General features: G+C 69.7%; 16 protein-coding genes. 10 read left to right on the top strand and 6 right to left on the bottom strand.

What is annotated here, in order from left to right; genetic code table 11:
* Positions 1 to 35: 35 nt before the first annotated feature.
* Entirely contained in the window at positions 36 to 548 is a 513-nt protein-coding gene (locus FHS07_RS12240) for a gluconokinase (RefSeq protein ID WP_183420191.1), read from the bottom strand.
* A gap of 48 nt (positions 549 to 596) precedes the next feature.
* Entirely contained in the window at positions 597 to 1,292 is a 696-nt protein-coding gene (locus FHS07_RS12235; RefSeq protein WP_183420190.1) for a FadR/GntR family transcriptional regulator, read from the bottom strand.
* Between the two features lie 143 nt (positions 1,293 to 1,435).
* On the opposite strand from FHS07_RS12235, the gene FHS07_RS12230 reads away from it, so the two are divergent.
* From FHS07_RS12230 to FHS07_RS12220, 3 genes are read left to right on the top strand one after another with little or no spacing between them, the layout of a single operon-like run.
* Positions 1,436 to 2,824, top strand: a complete 1,389-nt coding sequence (locus FHS07_RS12230) for a GntP family permease (protein ID WP_183420189.1) — start codon at positions 1,436 to 1,438, stop codon at positions 2,822 to 2,824.
* Positions 2,821 to 3,600, top strand: coding sequence for an SDR family oxidoreductase (locus FHS07_RS12225; protein ID WP_183420188.1), 780 nt, complete (start codon positions 2,821 to 2,823; stop codon positions 3,598 to 3,600). The genes FHS07_RS12230 and FHS07_RS12225 overlap by 4 nt, the downstream gene beginning before the upstream one ends.
* Before the next feature lie 17 nt (positions 3,601 to 3,617).
* Positions 3,618 to 4,619: a zinc-binding dehydrogenase gene (locus FHS07_RS12220; protein WP_183420187.1), complete on the top strand. Its 1,002-nt coding sequence runs from the start codon at positions 3,618 to 3,620 to the stop codon at positions 4,617 to 4,619.
* Between the two features lie 99 nt (positions 4,620 to 4,718).
* Here FHS07_RS12220 and FHS07_RS12215 read toward each other — a convergent pair whose 3' ends face one another.
* A complete protein-coding gene (locus FHS07_RS12215) occupies positions 4,719 to 5,663 on the bottom strand; it encodes an NAD(P)-dependent oxidoreductase (protein WP_183420186.1) in 945 nt (314 codons plus the stop codon).
* Positions 5,664 to 5,775: 112 nt separating this feature from the next.
* On the opposite strand from FHS07_RS12215, the gene FHS07_RS12210 reads away from it, so the two are divergent.
* The 4 genes from FHS07_RS12210 to FHS07_RS12195 all read left to right on the top strand — a co-directional run bounded on the left by FHS07_RS12210 (position 5,776) and on the right by FHS07_RS12195 (position 10,088).
* A complete protein-coding gene (locus tag FHS07_RS12210) occupies positions 5,776 to 6,831 on the top strand; it encodes a D-2-hydroxyacid dehydrogenase (RefSeq protein ID WP_183420185.1) in 1,056 nt (351 codons plus the stop codon).
* Positions 6,832 to 6,868: 37 nt separating this feature from the next.
* On the top strand, positions 6,869 to 7,666 hold the full coding sequence (locus FHS07_RS12205; RefSeq protein WP_183420184.1) for an IclR family transcriptional regulator: 798 nt from the start codon (positions 6,869 to 6,871) through the stop codon (positions 7,664 to 7,666).
* A 198-nt stretch (positions 7,667 to 7,864) separates the two neighbouring features.
* The gene (locus FHS07_RS12200; protein ID WP_183420183.1) at positions 7,865 to 9,280 is read left to right on the top strand and encodes an MFS transporter; all 1,416 of its coding nucleotides are present in this window, start codon (positions 7,865 to 7,867) and stop codon (positions 9,278 to 9,280) included.
* A 70-nt stretch (positions 9,281 to 9,350) separates the two neighbouring features.
* A complete protein-coding gene (locus FHS07_RS12195) occupies positions 9,351 to 10,088 on the top strand; it encodes a fumarylacetoacetate hydrolase family protein (RefSeq protein WP_183420182.1) in 738 nt (245 codons plus the stop codon).
* Positions 10,089 to 10,220: 132 nt separating this feature from the next.
* On the opposite strand, the gene FHS07_RS16695 is transcribed toward FHS07_RS12195, so the two are convergent.
* Positions 10,221 to 10,346 carry a hypothetical protein gene (locus FHS07_RS16695; protein WP_281369420.1) on the bottom strand — a complete coding sequence of 42 codons (126 nt, stop codon included), beginning with the start codon at positions 10,344 to 10,346 and terminating at the stop codon, positions 10,221 to 10,223.
* Positions 10,347 to 10,769: 423 nt separating this feature from the next.
* On the opposite strand from FHS07_RS16695, the gene FHS07_RS12190 reads away from it, so the two are divergent.
* Together FHS07_RS12190 and pth are read left to right on the top strand one after the other, a co-directional pair.
* On the top strand, positions 10,770 to 11,396 hold the full coding sequence (locus FHS07_RS12190; protein WP_183420181.1) for a 50S ribosomal protein L25/general stress protein Ctc: 627 nt from the start codon (positions 10,770 to 10,772) through the stop codon (positions 11,394 to 11,396).
* Between the two features lie 129 nt (positions 11,397 to 11,525).
* Positions 11,526 to 12,110, top strand: coding sequence for an aminoacyl-tRNA hydrolase (gene pth, locus FHS07_RS12185; RefSeq protein ID WP_183420180.1), 585 nt, complete (start codon positions 11,526 to 11,528; stop codon positions 12,108 to 12,110).
* 237 nt (positions 12,111 to 12,347) lie between these two features.
* Here the strand turns inward: pth and FHS07_RS12180 are convergent, their stop codons facing one another.
* Both FHS07_RS12180 and FHS07_RS12175 read right to left on the bottom strand, forming a co-directional pair.
* Complete coding sequence (locus FHS07_RS12180; RefSeq protein ID WP_183420179.1) at positions 12,348 to 12,845, bottom strand: hypothetical protein; 498 nt, start codon at positions 12,843 to 12,845, stop codon at positions 12,348 to 12,350.
* Between the two features lie 152 nt (positions 12,846 to 12,997).
* Positions 12,998 to 13,483 (bottom strand): hypothetical protein, encoded by a 486-nt coding sequence (locus FHS07_RS12175; protein ID WP_183420178.1) that lies wholly within the window; start codon positions 13,481 to 13,483, stop codon positions 12,998 to 13,000.
* A gap of 82 nt (positions 13,484 to 13,565) precedes the next feature.
* Between FHS07_RS12175 and mfd the strand changes: the two genes are divergently transcribed.
* Positions 13,566 to 17,153 carry a transcription-repair coupling factor gene (mfd, locus tag FHS07_RS12170; RefSeq protein ID WP_183420177.1) on the top strand — a complete coding sequence of 1,196 codons (3,588 nt, stop codon included), beginning with the start codon at positions 13,566 to 13,568 and terminating at the stop codon, positions 17,151 to 17,153.
* Positions 17,154 to 17,591: the final 438 nt, after the last annotated feature.

Raw genomic sequence — 17,591 nt, 5'->3', positions numbered from 1 at the left:
CCGATGCCACTGTATCGGCTCGGCTCCGACGTGTTTCAGGCGGGCAGGAGGTGCAGGCGGTCGACGACCTCCTGCACCTGCTCCTGCGGGGTCAGGTCGAGGTCGATGCGGACGGCCTGCTCGTCGGCATCCGGCATCTCCAGGGTGTCGAACTGCGAGGTGAGCAGCGACGGCGGCATGTAGTGGCCCTGGCGGCGCAGGAGCCGCTCGAGCACGAGCGAGGGGTCGCCCATCAGCAGCACGAAGGTCACGTCGTCTCGGCGCAGCACGTCGCGGTAGCTGCGCTTCAGGGCTGAGCACGTGATGATGCCGGGGCGTCCGGCGGCGGCCTGACCATCGATCCATGCGGCGACCCGATCGAGCCAGGGCCAGCGGTCGTCGTCGTTCAGGGCGTGGCCGGATGCCATCTTGGCGACGTTCGCCTCGGGGTGCAGGTCGTCGCCCTCCTGGAAGTCCCAGCCGAGGCGGCCGGCGAGCATACCGGCGACGGTGGACTTGCCGGTGCCGGCGGGTCCCATGAAGACGAGGACGGGTACGGGGGTGGCCATGGGCTCTCTCTTCGTCGAAGGGCGTGGGCCTGACGGCCCGATGGGCGGTCAGATGGTGCGACGTACCTCGGTGAGCACCGCGGCGACGTATCGGCGCGTGTGTTCCTCGGCGGCATCGGCATCGGCACGACCGATGGCGGCGGCCGTCTCGATGTGGTTGTCGAGCGCATCGGGGTTCGGGACGCCGGGGGTGAGCCCGTGCATCGCGCGGCCCTCGATCGCGGCGGCGATGGGCGCTCGAGCGGCGGCGAGCATGAGGTTGCCGCTGGAGAGCAGGATCAGGTCGTGGAAGGCGATGTCGGCCGCGAGGTACTCGGGGGAGTTGCCGAGACCGGCCGCGCCTAGGCGCGCGAGCTCGTCCGCGAGACGGAGGATCTCACCGCGTTGCAGGTCGGTGGCGCGGCGAGCACTGAGACGTGCCGCCACCGGTTCGATGGCCGCGCGCAGCTCCGTCGTGTTCACGATCAACTGATCGCGGCGGCGTCCGGCGAGCTGCCACCCGATGAGGCGGGTGTCCAGAGCGCTCCAGTCGGCGGGGGGACGCACCGTGATGCCCACGCGGCGGCGCTGAGCGAGCATGCCCATCGCCTCGAGCACCCGCACCGCCTCGCGCACCACCGTGCGGGACACGGCGTATTCGGATTCGAGGTCGGCGAGGGTCAGTACGCGTCCGGTGGCGAGGTCGCCGTCGACGATTCGCATGCCGATGGCATCCACCACCGAGTCGTGCGACGCTCGCGCCATGACCCCTCCTTAGGTGCATTAGGTACGACCATATCTTGTCAAAAATATGATCATTGTGTGAGAATCCTGCGAACGCCTCTCGGCGGCCGCGGACGAGCCGAGTATGCCCGACGCCGCGCACCCCCTGTATCGACGGAGATCTCTTGGACGACTGGACTCAAACACTCGGCACCGCGCCACTGCTCGCTATCGCGGCGGGCGCGATCGCGCTCATCCTGGTGCTCATCATCTGGCTGAAGGTGCACGCGTTCCTCGCGCTCATCATCGTCTCGCTCGTGACGGCCTTCGTCGCCGGCATCCCCGTGTCGGCCATCGTGTCGACGCTCACCGGAGGATTCGGCACGACGCTCGGCACCGTGGCGCTGCTCGTGGCCCTCGGGGCGATGCTCGGGCGGTTGATCGAGCACTCGGGGGGTGCGCAGTCGCTCGCCGAGACGTTCGTGCGCATCTTCGGAGAGAAGCGCGCGCCCTTCGCGCTCGGCATCGTGTCGTTGATCCTCGGGTTCCCGATGTTCTTCGACGCCGGCCTCGTCATGATGCTGCCCATCATCTTCGCCATCGCACGTCGGGTGTCGGGCAACAACGTGCTGCTGTTCGGCCTGCCGGCCGCCGCCGCCTTCTCGGTGATGCACGTCTTCCTGCCGCCGCACCCCGGTCCCGTGACCGCAAGCGAGCTGTACGGCGCCAACCTCGGTCTGCTGCTGATCGTCGGCCTCATCATCGCGTTCCCGATCTGGTACCTCTCGGGTTACGTGTGGGGCAAGTTCATCGCACGCCGCATCGTGCTGCCCGTGCCGGCGCTGTTCGGCGACATCGACGCCGACCAGCCGAACAACCCGCCCAAGCCCGGCACCGTCATCGCCGTGCTGCTGCTGCCGATGCTGCTCATCTTCCTCAACACCGGCCTGACCACCCTCGGCTCCGCGGGCGTGGTCGACACCGACAACATCGTCGTGCAGGTCCTCGTCCTGCTCGGCAACTCGCCCGTCGCCCTGCTCATCACCGTGCTCGTGGCCACCGTCGTCTTCGGCTTCCGCCGCGGCGAGAACGGCACCGCCCTCGAGAAAGTCGTCGATTCCGCTCTCGGACCCGTGTGCTCCGTCATTCTGATCACCGGCGCCGGCGGGATGTTCGGTGCGGTGCTGCGCGCCTCGGGCATCGGTGACGCGCTCGCCGACAGCCTCGGCGACCTGGGCCTCCCCGTCATCGTCGCGGCGTACGTCATCGCCGTGATCCTGCGCCTCGCGCAGGGTTCGGCCACCGTCGCCCTCGTCACCGCCGCAGGTCTGGCCGCCCCCGCCGTGCTGGCGGGCGGGTTCTCGCCACTTCAGGTCGTGGCGATCACGCTCGCCACCGCCGCGGGATCGGTCTTCGCCGGTCACGTGAACGATTCCGGCTTCTGGCTGGTCGGTCGACTCATGGGCATGGATGTCAAGACGACGCTGAAGACCTGGACCGTCCAACAGGCCATCGAGTCGGTGCTGGGCTTCATCGCCGCTCTCGCCGTCTTCGGCATCGGGGCGATCCTGTGACCGGCTCGAACGCCGACCTGTTCGATGTCTCCGATCGTCTGGCGCTGGTCACCGGGTCGTCGCGGGGGCTCGGCCGTGCCCTGGCGCTCACCCTCGCCCGCGGGGGAGCGCGCCTGATCGTGCACGGTCGTGATGCGGCAGCCGTCGAGCAGACCCGCGCCGAGGCGGAGGAGGTGTCGGGTCGCCCCGCGCAGGGTGTGACCTTCGACGTGACCGACGCGTCCGCCGTCGAGAGCGCCGTGGCAAGGCTGCTCTCCGAGGTGGGCACCCCCGACATCCTCGTCAACAACGCCGGCGTCCAGCGCCGGGCTCCCATCCACGAGTTCGCGGTGAGCGACTGGGACGACATCGTCGCGGCGAACCTCTCGGGCGTCTTCTACGTGTCGCGGTTCGTCACACCGGCGATGGTGGACCGCGGCTCCGGCAAGGTCGTCAACGTCGCCTCGGTGCAGTCGCGCCTGGCGCGACAGACGATCGCGCCCTACTCGGCCACGAAGGGCGGCGTCGCCCAGCTGACCGCCGGCATGGCCGCCGACCTGGCGCGCCACGGCATCCAGGTCAACGCCCTCAGCCCGGGGTACTTCGCGACGGACATGAACCGTGCTCTCGTGGACGACCCCGAGTTCACCCGCTGGCTCACGCAGCGCACCCCCGCCGCGCGATGGGGAGACGTCGACGAACTCCGCGGGGCGCTGCTCTTCCTCGCCTCCGATGCATCGAGCTTCGTTTCGGGACAGAACATTTTCGTCGACGGCGGGATGACGGCGGTCGTCTGACCGCGAGAGGAATGACGATGAAGTCTCTCTTGATCGAAAAGGCGAACACCGCGGTCATCCGGGACGTGCCTCTCCCCGAGCCCGGGGAGGGGCAGGTGCGCCTGCGCGTGGAGTACGTCGGAATCTGCGGGTCGGACCTGCACTACTTCTTCGAGGGCGCCAACGGTGCCTTCGTCGTGCGCGAGCCGCTGGTTCCGGGGCACGAGCTGTCGGGCCGGATCGATCTCGATCCCTCCGGCGCCCTTGCCCCGGGCACCCCGGTCACGGTGCATCCCGCGCGGTTCGGGACTTCTCGCGAGGGTATCGAGAACGCGCCCCATCTCTGGCCGGGTGGCTCTTACCTCGGCAGCGCATCCACCTGGCCGCACACGCAGGGCGCGGCGTCGGAATACCTGGTCGTCGACGCCGGCATGGTGCGTCTGCTCCCCGACGACCTACCCGTTCGTCGTGCCGTCCTCGCCGAGCCGCTCGCCGTGGCGCTGCACGCGCTCGGCAAGGCGGGTGAAGTCGCCGGGCTCGACGTGCTCGTGACCGGCTCGGGGCCGATCGGTCTCATGGCCGTCGCGGCGTCCGTGGCGGCGGGCGCTCGCGTGACCGCGACCGACGTGCTCGCCGGGCCGCTCGAGCGGGCCGCGGCACTAGGCGCGCACGCCACGATCGATGTGTCGCAGGCGGAGGTGGATGCGGGCGCCTATGCCGTCGTGCTCGAATGCTCGGGCGTCCCCGTGTCGATCTCCACGGCGTTGCGGGCGGTCCGCTCCGGCGGCACGGTCGTGCAGGTCGGCATGCTTCCCGATGACCCGCGTTCGGTCAACCTCGCCCCCTTCATCTCGAAGGAGGTGCGCTATCTCGGCGCCTTCCGCTTCCGCGACGAGATCGATCAGGCGGTCGCCCTCCTCGCCGCGAACCCCGGGATCGAGAACGCCCTCACGCACGAGTTCGCGTTGACGGATGCCGACGAGGCCTTCGCCACCGCGCGTGACTCCCAGCGTTCTGGCAAGGTCGTCTTCGCGTTGTGATCCTGGCGTGGTCCGGTGATCCTCGCTCGGGGAACGCCGGACCGAGCAGGCGGCTGAACCGCACACCGCTTCGTGAGCCGCGTGGCGGGTGGACCGGCGTCAGCCCTCTCGCGTCCCCGGGAGCCCGCCCGCTGCGTCCGTCTCGCTGCGCTCGGCGGTGAAGCGGCGAGTGACGGCGATGTCGCGCTCGCCGAGTCCGCGCTCGACGATCTCGTCGAACGCGTCGCGCAGAGCCGGGAGCAGCGCCGGCCGCGTGCCGGTCGCCGCGGCGATGTCGGCCGCGAACCGCAGATCCTTGACCATGTAGCCGGCGATGCCGCTGGGGGAGTCGTCCCCGGCGACCAGCTTGTCGCGGCGGCTCTGGAGCAGGTTCGACCCGGCGTAGCCGCCACCGAGCAGCGCCCACAGGGCTGCGGGGTCCACGTCGGAGCGGGCGGCGAGCTCGGTGGCCTCGCCGAGCGCGAGGATGGTGGCCGCCACGACCAGCTGATTGCACGCCTTCGCGACCTCTCCCGCGCCGAGCGGGCCGAGGCGCACAGGTGTTCCGCACGGGCCGAGAAGGGCCGCGGCCAGATCGGTGTCGGCGGGGGAGCCGCCGAGCATGATCGACAACCGCCCGGCCTTCGCGCCGTCTTCGCCGCCCGAGACGGGGCAGTCCACCACGCGGATGCCGGCGGGCAGGCGGACCGCCAGATCGCGGACGCCGACAGGAGACGACGTCGACCCGATCATGAGCAGGAAGTCGCGTTCCCCGACGCCGGCGAGCAGACCGTCGGGCCCCTCGAGATGCTCCTCGAGCTGGGGAAGGTCGGGGAGCATGACCAGTGCGGCGTCGGTGACGGCGCCGAATTCGCGCGCGGTCGGCGTCCAGTTCGCACCGGCGTCGATCAGGGCGGGGCGTCTGCGGCGGGCGTGCACCGTGAGAGCACCGCGGGCGGCAAGCAGATGCTGCGCCATCGGCTCGCCCATCGCGCCGAGGCCCCATACGCCCACGCGGACATCATCGGGCGCGGGGGAGGTCGTCTCTTCGTCGAGCGTGGTCATGCGGCGATCCTACGTGCTGGACAACAGGTTGAACAGGGTTCAGTATGATGAACGAGGATTTGGGCGAGTCCGCGATCGGGCACGGTCCGTCGCGGCGGAGGGAGAGACGACGATGTCGACGAACGACAGCCTACGCGCGGTGGTCGCGGTACCGCTGAAAGAAGAGCACTGCCGGTTGATCGAGCGTCTGGAGCCGCGCATCGAGCTGGTGCGCGATGCGCGGTTGACCCACCCGATGCGTGGTCCCGCCGACTGGTCGGGCGACCCCGACCACCTGCGCACGACGCAGGAGCAGGAGCGATTCGACGCGATGATCGATTCGGCCGACGCGCTTTTCGGCATCCCCGATGTCGACCCCGCCGCCCTCGCCCGCACGATCGCCGCGAATCCGCGCCTGCGATGGGTGATGACCACGGCCGCCGGCGGGGGCGGCCAGGTGAGGGCCGCCGACCTCGACCGCGACGCGCTCGAGCGTGTCGTCTTCACCACCAGCGCGGGCGTGCACGGCGGACCGCTCGCGGAGTTCGCTGTTCTCGGTGTGATCGCCGGTGCGAAAGACGTGCCCCGCCTCGCCCGACAGCAGGCTGAGCGGCGCTGGACCGATCGTTGGGAGATGCGCCAGGTCGACGAGATGACCGTGCTCGTGGTCGGTCTCGGCGGTATCGGGGCCGAGTGCGCCCGCCGCTTCCACGCTCTCGGCGCCGAGGTGTGGGGTACCACCCGCTCCGGTGCGCCCGTCGACGGGGTCGACCGCCTCGTCCCTCTCGGCGAGCTCCTCAGCGTCGTCGGAGACGTGGATGCCATCGTGGTCACCCTCCCCGGCACCGACCAGACGTACCACCTCATCGACGAGAGCGTGCTCGCCGCGGTCAAGCCGGGGGTCATCCTGGCGAGCGTCGGACGGGGAACCGTGATCGACGAGACGGCGTTGCTCGCAGCCCTCGATGACGGGCGGGTGTCGTTCGCCGCTCTCGATGTCTTCGAGGTGGAACCCTTGCCCGAGGACTCCCCGCTGTGGCGGCATCCGCGCGTGCTGGTCAGTCCGCACACCGCGGCGCTGAGCAGCAAGGAGGAGGAGCGCATCGCCCGACGCTTCGCAGAGAACGCCACACGCCTGCTCGACGGTCGGCCGTTGCGCGCCGTTGTCGATACGGTCGAGTTCTACTGACGCGCCGCCGCGGCGACGTCGGCACGACGGGGAGGTTATGGTGAGCGATGGCGCAGAGGGCGGTATCGTCCGGGATCCCGCCCCGGCGGTCGGTCGGAGCATCCGCCTCCTCGGGTTGATCGCCGAGGCCGGGCGAGCACTGACACTCACCGAGCTCGCCGCGGGTCTCGGTCTGGCGAAGTCCTCCACGGCCAACCTGTGCCTGTCGCTCGAGGCCGAGCGCATGATCGAACGCGTGCCCCTCGGATACCGCCTCGGCATCCGCACGGCCGAGCTCGGCGGGGCGTTCGCCGCGCAGTTCAATCAGGTGCGCGAGTTCTACGCCGTGTGCGAGACGTCGTCGGTGTTGGCGACCGAGCTCGTGCAGGTCGCGGTGCTCGACGACACCGACGCGCTCTACCTCGCGCGCTACGAGGGGTCGCGCACGGTGCGCCTGGGAACACCCCTGGGTTCGCGCCTGCCCGCCGCGCTGTCGGCGACGGGCCGCGCCCTGCTGATGACCCGCAGCGACGACGATGTGCGCGAAATGCTGTCGCGTGGACGTCCGCTGCCCCGGCTCACCTCGCACAGCACGGTCGACGTCGATGCCGTGCTGGAGAAGATCGCTGCGGCCCGCGGGCGCGGGTGGGCGATCGACGAGGAGGAGTCGTTCCGCGGCATCGTCGGCGTCGCCGTGCCGTTGGAGGGCTGGGCGCCGGGTGATCCGCAACTGGCGCTGGGAGTCGGCATTCCGGTGGCGGATGCCACGTCCGAGCGCGTCGCCCGCGTCGGGGCCGCGCTGCGGACGGCCGCGCGAGCCCTCACCAATCCGTTCAGCGCCTCGCGCCCCTCCTGACCACGGCGTCCGCTGGCGGGGTTCGGGGCGCATTCCGCCGTTCGGGGCGCCTTCTTCTCGCCCCGAACGGCGGATCGCGCCCCGAACCCGTCGCCGAGACATCCCGTCGGAGTCCGCGTGAGACTGTTCAACATATTGAACTGTGTCCACAGGGTTGGTACAGTCGGCTCGTCGCAAGACCCCAGCCGATCGAAGGAGATGGCCGTGACCACTGCATCCACACCGACGCCGCAGCCGACGGATGACCCCGAATACGCCGCGAACCTCCGCCGCGCCACCCTCGCCTCGAGCATCGGCAGCGCGCTGGAGTACTTCGACTTCGCGCTCTACGGCCTCTCGACGGCGCTGATCTTCAACGTCCTGTTCTTCTCGCAGGACGACCCCGCCCTCGCCACGGTGGCCGCCTTCGCGACCTACGGCGTCGGGTTCCTCGCCCGCCCCTTCGGAGGGCTCTTCTTCGGCGTCCTCGGCGACAAGCTCGGCCGCAAGTGGGTGCTCGTCATCACGATCCTGCTGATGGGCGGTGCGTCCACGGCGATCGGGCTCCTGCCCACGTACGAGGCCGTCGGCATCCTGGCTCCCATCCTGCTCGTGTTCATGCGCCTGCTGCAGGGCTTCGGCGCCGGCGCCGAGCAGGCCGGTGCCACCGTGCTCATGGCCGAGTACGCGCCCGTGAAGCGCCGCGGCTTCTTCTCGGCGCTGCCCTTCATCGGCATCCAGGCCGGTACCCTGCTCGCCGCCGTCGTCTTCAGCCTGATTTCGCTGCTGCCCGAAGACCAGCTGCTCAGCTGGGGCTGGCGCGTGCCGTTCCTCGCCTCGTTCGTGCTCATCCTGCTCGCGCTGTTCATCCGCATGCGTCTGCGCGAGACGCCGACCTTCATCGAGCTCGAGAAGAGCGAGCAGATCGCCGAGCGTCCCATCCGTGACATCTTCACCCGGGGTCTGCCGGGTGTCATCGTCGGCATCGGCCTGCGCATGGCCGAGAACGGCGGCTCCTACATGTTCAACACCCTCGCGCTCACCTTCTTCGTCGCCACCGTGGGCGGCCAGGCCGACCGCAGTCTGCTGACGTGGGGTGTCACGCTCGGCTCCCTCATCGGGATCTTCTCGGTGCCGCTGACCGGTGCGCTGTCGGACCGCATGGGCCGCCGCACCGTCTACCGCGCGGGCGCGCTGTTCATGCTGGTATTCACGTTCCCCGCCTGGTGGCTCATGTCGCTCGGCAGCTATCCCATCACCATCACCGTCATCGCGATCGGCATCGGCATCGCCGTGAACTCCATGCTCGGACCGCAGTGCGCCATGCTCCCCGAGCTGTTCGGCAACCGTCACCGCTACCTCGGCGTCGCGATGGCGCGCGAGCTGTCGGCCGTGCTCGCGGGCGGCCTCGCGGGCGTCCTGGGCGCGTACATCATCGCCGTGAGCGATGCGAACTGGCTGCTGCTGGCGATCTACATGGCGACTCTCGCGCTCATCACCACCGCGTCGACGTTCCTCGTCCCCGAGACCCTGCGCCGCGATCTCACCCGCACCGACGACGCCATCAAGGTGTCGCGCGAAGAGGCCGGCGAGGGCGTGGATGCCACGACCGTCACCGTCCGGACCATCCGATGAGCGCCGCGTTCGAGCTCACCGGTCGGCTCGTCCCGGACGCCGGCTCCAGCCGCGTCGTCGAGGTGGTCTGATGCGCATCGCTCGAGTGAGCGTGCCGCAGGGCGTCACGACCGTGCGCGTCGACGACGACGGCCGATTCATCCCCATCTCCGACCCGTATGCCGCCCTCGCGGTGGGTGAGGAACCTCGGGACGCCGCTGACCCGGTCGACGGTGAACTGGTCGCGCCGTGCACACCGACGGTGCTCGTCGGGATCGCGCAGAACGGACCGGGCCACGCGTCGCCGGTGCAGGCGTGGTTGAAGAGTCCTCGTACCGTCACGGGCCCCGGTGTCTGCGTGCGACTGCGCCGTGATGCCGGCCGGACGGTGGCCGAGGCCGAGGTGGCCGTCGTGATCGGGCGCGACACGACCGGGCTGACGGCCGAGAACGCCCACGAGTACGTCCTCGGGGTGACGGCGGTGAACGATCTGTCCAGTCCCGACCGGGCAGCCGTCGATCCGCGCAATTTCGAGTCGAAGTCGGGGGCGGGCTACACCCCGCTCGGGCCGTGGATCGACACCGCCCTCTCGCTCGACGCTGACCTGTCGATGGCACTGCTCGCCGATGGAGTCGCCCGGGCTGAGACGTCTGCCGGCCGGCTGCCGATGACGCCGCGCGAGTGCCTCGCGTACGTCGCGGGATGGACCACCCTCGGCCCCGGTGACGTCGTCATGATGGGCGCGCCCCACTCGCAGTCACCGATCCGCGCCGGCGAGAGGGTGGAGGTCGTCATCGGCGATCTACGTCTGTCGACCCCGACGTCCTGAAGGGCGCCGAGGGCCCGGTCGTCGAACGGTGGTGCGAGCGGTCTGCCCGGGACGCCGCTGCGGCCGTCTTCACCGCCACCGGCGGCGTCGTTGGGGCCACGTGATCACCGTGCGCCCGCGCGCAGGTTCGCGTCAGTGCTTCTTATAGCCCGCGTTGCGCCCCATCGTGAAGAGGGCGCCGACCGTGCCGATGGCACCGATCGTGGCGATACCGCCGATGACCCAGAGCACGACGTGAGAGAAGAAGCCGCTGTCCATGATGATCCTCCGGGTCGGTGTGGCTGTTCGATCCTACCGTCGCGCGTGTGAACGTCGCGTCGCGGCCCGCCCCGCCCCGCCGACGCGGGCCGGCGTCCCGCTGGCATCGCCGGGGGACGCCGCCGACATCTCAGCAGGTGGCGATCGTCGCGGCGACCGGCGTCGGCGCAGCGCGCGCCCGCGGGTGGCGGGGCGGTCGCGTCGATGCGGGTCGTGCCGACGCCGGGGCACTGGTAGACTTCCGGGGAACTTCGGCGAGGGACTGCCGCGCACCGGACGGTGCAGGTGGCATCCGTGATCGACGCAGTGAAGCAGGCTCCCCGGCTTTCCTCACGCGCTCGCGTTCGAGTCGAATCCAGACCATACAGGTGCGGGCCACGTCCGCTCACAAGCTGCGGGCCGAGCGCCCGCGAGGAGAACATCATGTCGGAAGACAACAAGGTCGTCGCGGAACTCCGCGAGAACTTCGGTAAGGGCTTCGCCCGTCGCCTGCGCGCCGCAGGCAAGATCCCCGCCGTCATCTACGGTCACGGCACCGAGCCCCAGCACGTCGCGCTGCCCGGTCACCAGGTCGCGCTGCTCATCCGTCGCGCCAACGCGCTGCTCGACCTCGACATCGCGGGCAAGGGCCAGCTCGTCCTGGTGAAGGACGTGCAGAAGGACCCCGTGCGCCAGATCATCGAGCACATCGACCTCATCGTCGTGCGCAAGGGCGAGAAGGTCCAGGTCGACGTTCCCGTCACGGTCGTCGGCGAGCCCTTCCCCGGCACCATCGCCAACCTCGAGAACACGACCGTGTCGCTCGAGGTCGAGGCCACCCACATTCCGCAGAACGTCGAGGTCTCGGTCGAGGGTGCCGAGGACGGCACGCAGATCACCGCCGCCGACCTGAAGCTGCCCGCCGGTGCCGTGCTGGTGACCGACCCCGAGACCCTCATCATCGGTGTCTCGGTGCCGCTCGACACGATCGCCGCCGACGAGGAGATCGCCGAGGCCGACGCCGAGGTCGCCGAAGAGCAGTCCGAAGAGGCCGAGGGCGACGACAAGTAATCACGGGCGGGCTCCGGCCCGCCGACCACGAGGGGGCGCGACTCGCGCCCCCTCGTTCTCTTTGTCCGGTTCTCCCTCGCCCGGTTCACGCGCGTGGACGGGGCTCGCGCCTGCGGAAGGATGGATGCCATGGCAGACACCTGGCTCATCGTCGGTCTCGGCAACCCCGGCCCACGGTACGAGCTCACCCGGCACAACATCGGCCAGATGGTCATGGACGAGCTCGCCGGCCGCCGCCGCGAGGCGTTCCGCGCCCACAAGGCCAACGCGCGCGTCGTCGAGACCTGGCTCCGGCCCGGTGCTGCGAAGCTCGTGCTCGCCAAGCTCAATTCCTTCATGAACGTCTCCGGCGGTCCGGTCGCCGGGCTCGCCCGCTTCTACGGCATCGAGGCGGATCACGTCATCGTCGTCCACGACGAGCTCGACATCCCCTACGACACGATCAAGCTCAAGACCGGTGGCGGCCACGGCGGCCACAATGGCGTGCGCGACATCGCCAAAGCTCTCGGCACCGCCGACTTCCCGCGCGTGCGGGTGGGTATCGGTCGTCCCGTGGGCCGTCAGGACCCCGCCGACTGGGTGCTCGATCCGTTCAGTGCGACCGAGCGCCGGACGTTGCCGATCCTCGTGTCGGATGCCGCGGATGCCGTCGAGCTACTCGCCGATGAGGGCTTGGTCTCGGCTCAGCAGCGTTTCCACGCCCCCCGCGCCTGACCACTGCCTGCCGTTCCCCTCCCGCGCCCGGCATCCGTCGCGTCTCCGGGAGTGCGTCCGACGCCGCCACTCGGCATCCGTCTTCACGCCTGTATCCGGCTGCTCACCCCCCCGCATCCGTCATCGCGGCCGACACCGTCCACGCTGCCCCCGCTCGATCGGCCGAAACGGCATCGTTCGAGCCGTAACGACGAACGACCCCGGCCGCGATGGCCGGGGTCGTTCGCGACGTGCGTGTCACATGGTAGAGCCGAGACCGGCGGCGGCACCGACGCCGAGGGCGGTGATGACGACGATCCCGCCGAGCACGGCGATGATGATCGCAGCTATTCCCCACCCACGGCCGCGATTCTTCACCGCGGCGATGATGCCCTGGATGAAGCCCCAGAGTCCCAGGATCCCGTACACGACGAATGCCGCGATCGACAGTGCGGCGACCGCGATCGCCGACTGCTCGGCCCCGGGCGGCAGGGATTCCGGGTCGACCTGACCGGTCGAGGAGTCGACGTACTGCCCGAGGCTCCCGGTCTGCACGCCCGCCACGAAGGCGAGGATCGCGCCGATGACGACGGCGAGGACAGAGGCGACGAACGCGATGATGCCGAGCTTCTTCGACACCGGTGCCCGGTGCTCGGGCGCGTAGGCGGGCGCGGCATAGCCACCCGGCGCGGCGTGCGCCTCGCTGCGCGTGGGGGGCGGGTTGTACGGCTCCGGCGGCGGCGGTGTGGTGCTCACGAGTTGCTCCCTTGGTCGTCGACGGGCAGGACGCGCCCGCTCGGCGGATGACGGACACGACGCCCGTTGCCGCGAGTGTAGGCGAGCCCCCGGCGAGGGCCCGAAGGGCTGGACGCACCCCTCTCGGCGCGGTATCGCACCGAGGACTCCGATCACACCGGGGTGAGCCCGCCCGACATGGTCGCGAGCCCCGCCACGAGGCCGACGGCGACGAGGCCGCCGAATACCAGGGGCCCCAGCACTGAGAGGACGATCGCCGTGATGCCCGCCCCGCGCCCCGATCCGACCGCGGTGGCCACGATTCCGAGCACGAGCGCGGTGACCCCCACGACGGTCCCCGCCCAGAACGAGACCTCGCCGACGAGCACGACGTCGCGCACAGGCGACAGCACACGCCACTCGAGGGTCGACGACGTGAGCGTCTCGAGTCCCGGCCCGGCGCCTCGGGCGGTGCGGAACGCGGCGAAGCCTCCGACGGCGGGTGCCAGGACGGTGGCTGCGATCGACAGCAGCAGCGCCCAGATCCCCAGGGGGCGCGAGCGGCGCCTGGATGGCGGGGGAGCGAGGAGTGTTCCGACCGGCGGCGCGACGTGCGGCGCGGCGAAGACCGGACCGTTCGGGACGCCGGGGGTGCTCATGCCGTCACTCTACGAGACCTCGTCGGTCAAGGGCGCGGGCCCACCCGGCCCGATGTCGGACCCCCCGCGTAGACTCATCCGAGTGACAGTTCCCGGGATCGTTCGCGCCCTCGAGCAGGCTGAGTCGTACCGTGAGGCCGCTTCCGCGGCATCCGCCGACCTGTCTCTCTCCCTTGTCGATGGCCTCGATGCACCCGTGATCGCGGGGCTCGTCGAGCGTCGCCGCGCGGCGGGCGGCCCCGGCGCAGTGCTCGTGATCGCCCCCACCGGGCGTCGTGCGGAGTCCCTGGGCCCGGCACTGGATGCCGTCCTCCCCGGCGCCCACGTGCTGCACTTCCCCGCGTGGGAGACCCTGCCGCACGAGCGCCTCAGCCCGAGCCCCGAGACGGTCGGCCGTCGCCTCGACGTCCTGCGCCGGATCGCCGCGTGGGACGGAGAGGTGCCGTTGGTCGTCACCGCGTCCGTGCGCAGTGCCCTGCAGCCGCTCGCCCCCGGTCTCGGCGACGTCGAGCCGGTGCAGCTCGTCGTCGGCGGTCGCGGGCACCAGCTCGAGACCGTGACGACGCGGCTGGTCGAGCTGGCCTACCACCGCGTCGACATGGTGTCGCGGCGCGGCGAATTCGCCGTGCGCGGCGGCATCCTCGATGTCTTCCCGCCCGTGGCCGACCATCCGTACCGCGTGGAGTTCTTCGGCGACGAGGTCGACCAGATCCGCGCGTTCTCCGTCGCCGATCAGCGATCGCTTCCGGGCGAAGTCGCCGACGTGACGCTGGTTCCCAGCCGTGAACTGCTGCTCAGCACCGAGGTGCGCGCCCGTGCCGCCGAGCTGCGCGATGCGTATCCGGGTCTTCGGCAATTGCTCGAGAAGATGGCGGAGGGCATCCCCGCAGAGGGCATGGAGTCGCTCATCCCCGTGCTGATCGACGACCTCATCACTCTCGTCGACTACCTGCCCGGGGGCAGCGCCGTCGCGCTCGTCGACCCCGAGCGCTCGCTCGCGCGGGCGACGACGCTCGGCGACACGAACCGCGAGTTCCTCGAGGCCGCGTGGTCGGCGGCGACTGCGGGGGCCGACACCCCCGTCGACCTCGACTCCGGCGACTTCGTGACGCTCGACGATCTGCACGAGAAGGCCACGGGCCGTGGCGGCGTCTGGTGGCAGCTCAGCGCCTTCGACTCGGGCGCCGCAGATGCCGAAGACGAAGGTCTCGTCGTGGGCGACGAATCGGCGCACCGCGTCAAGGCCGATCCGGTGCCGTCGTTCCAGGGCAACGTCGAGGGAGCCACGGCGCACGTCGGTCAGTTGCTCGCCGACGGCTGGTCGGTGGTGGTCACGGCATCCGGACCCGGAATGGTCGACCGTGCCCGTGATGTGCTCGCCGAGCGCGGTATCGCGGCGCGCCGCGTCGACGACGTCCGCACGGCACCGGAGCCCGGTGTCGCGCACGTGGTGTGCGCACCGTTGGAGCGTGGATTCCAGCTCACCGAGGCGAAGTTCGCCGTCATCACCGAGACCGAGTTCTACGGTCGGTCCGTCAGCGGCGACAACCGAGGGGTCAAGAAGCTCGCGTCGCGGCGGCGCAACGTCGTCGATCCGATGCAGCTCAAGCCCGGCGACGTCGTCGTTCACGCCACGCACGGCATCGGCAGATTCCTCGAGCTCACGCAGCGTGAGGTCTCCAGCGGTGGACGCAACGCCGTCAAGACCACGAAAGAGTACTTGGTCCTCGAGTACGCCCCCGCGAAACGCGGGTACCCGGGCGACAAGCTCTATGTGCCCACCGACCAACTCGACCTGCTGTCGAAGTACGTCGGCGGAGAAGCTCCCACCCTGTCCAAGATGGGCGGGAGCGACTGGGCCGCGGCCAAGGGCCGCGCGCGCAAGGCCGTGCGCGACATCGCGGTGGAACTGGTGAAGCTGTATTCGGCGCGCATGGCGTCGAAGGGCTACGCCTTCGGGCCCGACACACCTTGGCAGCGGGAGCTCGAAGAGGCCTTCCCGTTCGCAGAGACCCTCGATCAGCTGCAGACGATCGACGAGATCAAGGCCGACATGGAGAAGCCGATCCCGATGGATCGCCTCCTTTCGGGAGACGTCGGTTTCGGTAAGACCGAGGTGGCCGTGCGCGCGGCGTTCAAGGCCATCCAAGAGGGCAAGCAGGTCGCCATGCTCGTGCCGACGACCCTCTTGGTCAAGCAGCACCTCGAGACGTTCGCCGAGCGGTACGCCGGTTTCCCCGTCACGGTGCGTCCGCTCTCGCGCTTCCAGTCCGACAAAGAGGCGAAGGCGACCCTGGCCGGCCTCACCGACGGCACCGTCGACATGGTGATCGGTACTCACCGCATCCTCACCGAGAAGGTGATCTTCAAGGACCTCGGGCTGATGATCATCGACGAGGAACAGCGTTTCGGCGTCGAGCACAAAGACGCGTTGAAGAAGCTCAAGACGAATGTCGACATCCTGGCGATGAGCGCCACGCCCATTCCGCGCACGCTCGAGATGGCGGTCACCGGAATTCGTGAGATGTCGACGCTGGCGACTCCGCCCGAGGACCGGCATCCGATCCTCTCGTACGTGGGACCCCGCAACGACAAGCAGATCGCCGCCGCGATCCGGCGCGAGCTGCTGCGCGAGGGCCAGGTGTTCTACGTGCACAATCGCGTCTCGTCGATCCAACGCGTCGCCGCGCACCTCGCCGAGCTGGTCCCCGAGGCGCGCATCGTCGTCGCTCACGGACAGATGGGCGAGCACGCCCTCGAGCAGGTCGTCGACGATTTCTGGGAGCGTCGGGCCGACGTGCTCGTATCGACGACTATCATCGAGACCGGTCTCGACATCTCGAACTCCAACACGATCATCATCGACCGCGCCGACAAGTACGGCCTGTCGCAGCTGCACCAGTTGCGCGGCCGCGTGGGCCGTGGGCGCGACCGCGCCTACGCGTACTTCCTGTACGACGAGATGAAACCTCTGTCCGAAACGGCGGCGGACCGCCTCGAGACGATCGCCGTCAACAACGACCTCGGCAGCGGTATGCAGGTGGCGCTGAAAGACCTCGAACTGCGCGGGGCCGGCAACCTCCTCGGCGCCGAACAGGCCGGACACATCGCCGGTGTCGGCTTCGACCTGTATCTGCGCATGATCGGCGAGGCCGTGTCGACCTTCCGCGGCGAAGATGTCGACGGCCCCAGCGAACTGCGGTTGGAACTGCCGGTCGACGCGCGCCTGCCCGAGTTCTACATCGACAGCGAGCGCCTGCGCCTCGAGGCGTACCAGAAGCTCTCGGCTGCAGCCTCCGCCGGCGCGAAGAACGACGCCATCGACCTCGTGATCGACGAACTCCGAGACCGATACGGCGAACCGCCCGCCGAGGTCGAGGGGCTCATCGCGGTGGCGCGTCTGCGCCGACGTGCTGCGCAGGCGGGACTCGCGGATGTCGTGGCGATGGGATCGAACCTGCGCATCGCCCCGGCCCACCTCGCCGAGTCCATGCGCGTACGCCTGCAGCGCCTATACCCGAAGGCGAAGCTCGTTGCGGGCGGGGATGCCATGGTGGTGCCGCTTCCGTCGGACGCCGGCGATGCGAACCTGATCGCGTGGGTGCGTCAGCTGCTGGACGCCCTGTGGCCGTTGCCCGTCGACAAGTCTGCGGAGACGGCGAACGCCTGAGCTCGTGTCCTCCGAAAGGACGGGCGCTTCGTGGACCCGATCGACCTCCGTGTCGGTCGGGTCCGCGTTCGTTCTCCGCGGTTTTCCGGGGGCGTGCGCCGCGACACGCCCGGGGAGGGCCCGGATTCGACGGAGTGGCAGTTCCCGCGTAACTTATTCCTTGTTCGCCCCACAGGGGAGAGCGGAGCGGCCGAAAGGCCCCGCGTCCTCTCAAGTGGTGAACCGCCCGAAACCTCACCGGATGGTGTATGGTTTTGGTTCTGGTCGTTCGGCCGGTTCCCGAGGTCGATCTCTTCGTGAGGTCCCACTGTGGAATCGTGCGCTGGGCGGCTGGTCAATTGAAGTGAACTGCCTCACGGGTAGGTCGGAAGACTGTTTTCGTGGGTGCGTCCGTTCCTTGAGAACTCAACAGCGTGCACTTGTCAAATGCCAATTTTA

This window comes from Microbacterium proteolyticum (assembly GCF_014192415.1).
In the GTDB taxonomy this organism is placed as follows: Bacteria; Actinomycetota; Actinomycetes; order Actinomycetales; family Microbacteriaceae; genus Microbacterium; species Microbacterium proteolyticum.
Note: the sequence above shows the minus strand (reverse complement) of the source record. Positions and strands in the feature narration are given on the sequence as shown.

Coding starts and splice junctions, on each gene's coding strand:
- FHS07_RS12195 (WP_183420182.1), top strand. CDS start 9,351: ATGCGCATCGCTCGAGTGAGCGTGCCGCAGGGCGTCACGACCGTGCGC.
- FHS07_RS12210 (WP_183420185.1), top strand. CDS start 5,776: ATGTCGACGAACGACAGCCTACGCGCGGTGGTCGCGGTACCGCTGAAA.
- FHS07_RS12205 (WP_183420184.1), top strand. CDS start 6,869: ATGGTGAGCGATGGCGCAGAGGGCGGTATCGTCCGGGATCCCGCCCCG.
- FHS07_RS12175 (WP_183420178.1), bottom strand. CDS start 13,483: ATGAGCACCCCCGGCGTCCCGAACGGTCCGGTCTTCGCCGCGCCGCAC.
- FHS07_RS12215 (WP_183420186.1), bottom strand. CDS start 5,663: ATGACCACGCTCGACGAAGAGACGACCTCCCCCGCGCCCGATGATGTC.
- pth (WP_183420180.1), top strand. CDS start 11,526: ATGGCAGACACCTGGCTCATCGTCGGTCTCGGCAACCCCGGCCCACGG.
- FHS07_RS12200 (WP_183420183.1), top strand. CDS start 7,865: ATGGCCGTGACCACTGCATCCACACCGACGCCGCAGCCGACGGATGAC.
- FHS07_RS12190 (WP_183420181.1), top strand. CDS start 10,770: ATGTCGGAAGACAACAAGGTCGTCGCGGAACTCCGCGAGAACTTCGGT.
- FHS07_RS12240 (WP_183420191.1), bottom strand. CDS start 548: ATGGCCACCCCCGTACCCGTCCTCGTCTTCATGGGACCCGCCGGCACC.
- FHS07_RS12220 (WP_183420187.1), top strand. CDS start 3,618: ATGAAGTCTCTCTTGATCGAAAAGGCGAACACCGCGGTCATCCGGGAC.
- FHS07_RS16695 (WP_281369420.1), bottom strand. CDS start 10,346: ATGGACAGCGGCTTCTTCTCTCACGTCGTGCTCTGGGTCATCGGCGGT.
- FHS07_RS12235 (WP_183420190.1), bottom strand. CDS start 1,292: ATGGCGCGAGCGTCGCACGACTCGGTGGTGGATGCCATCGGCATGCGA.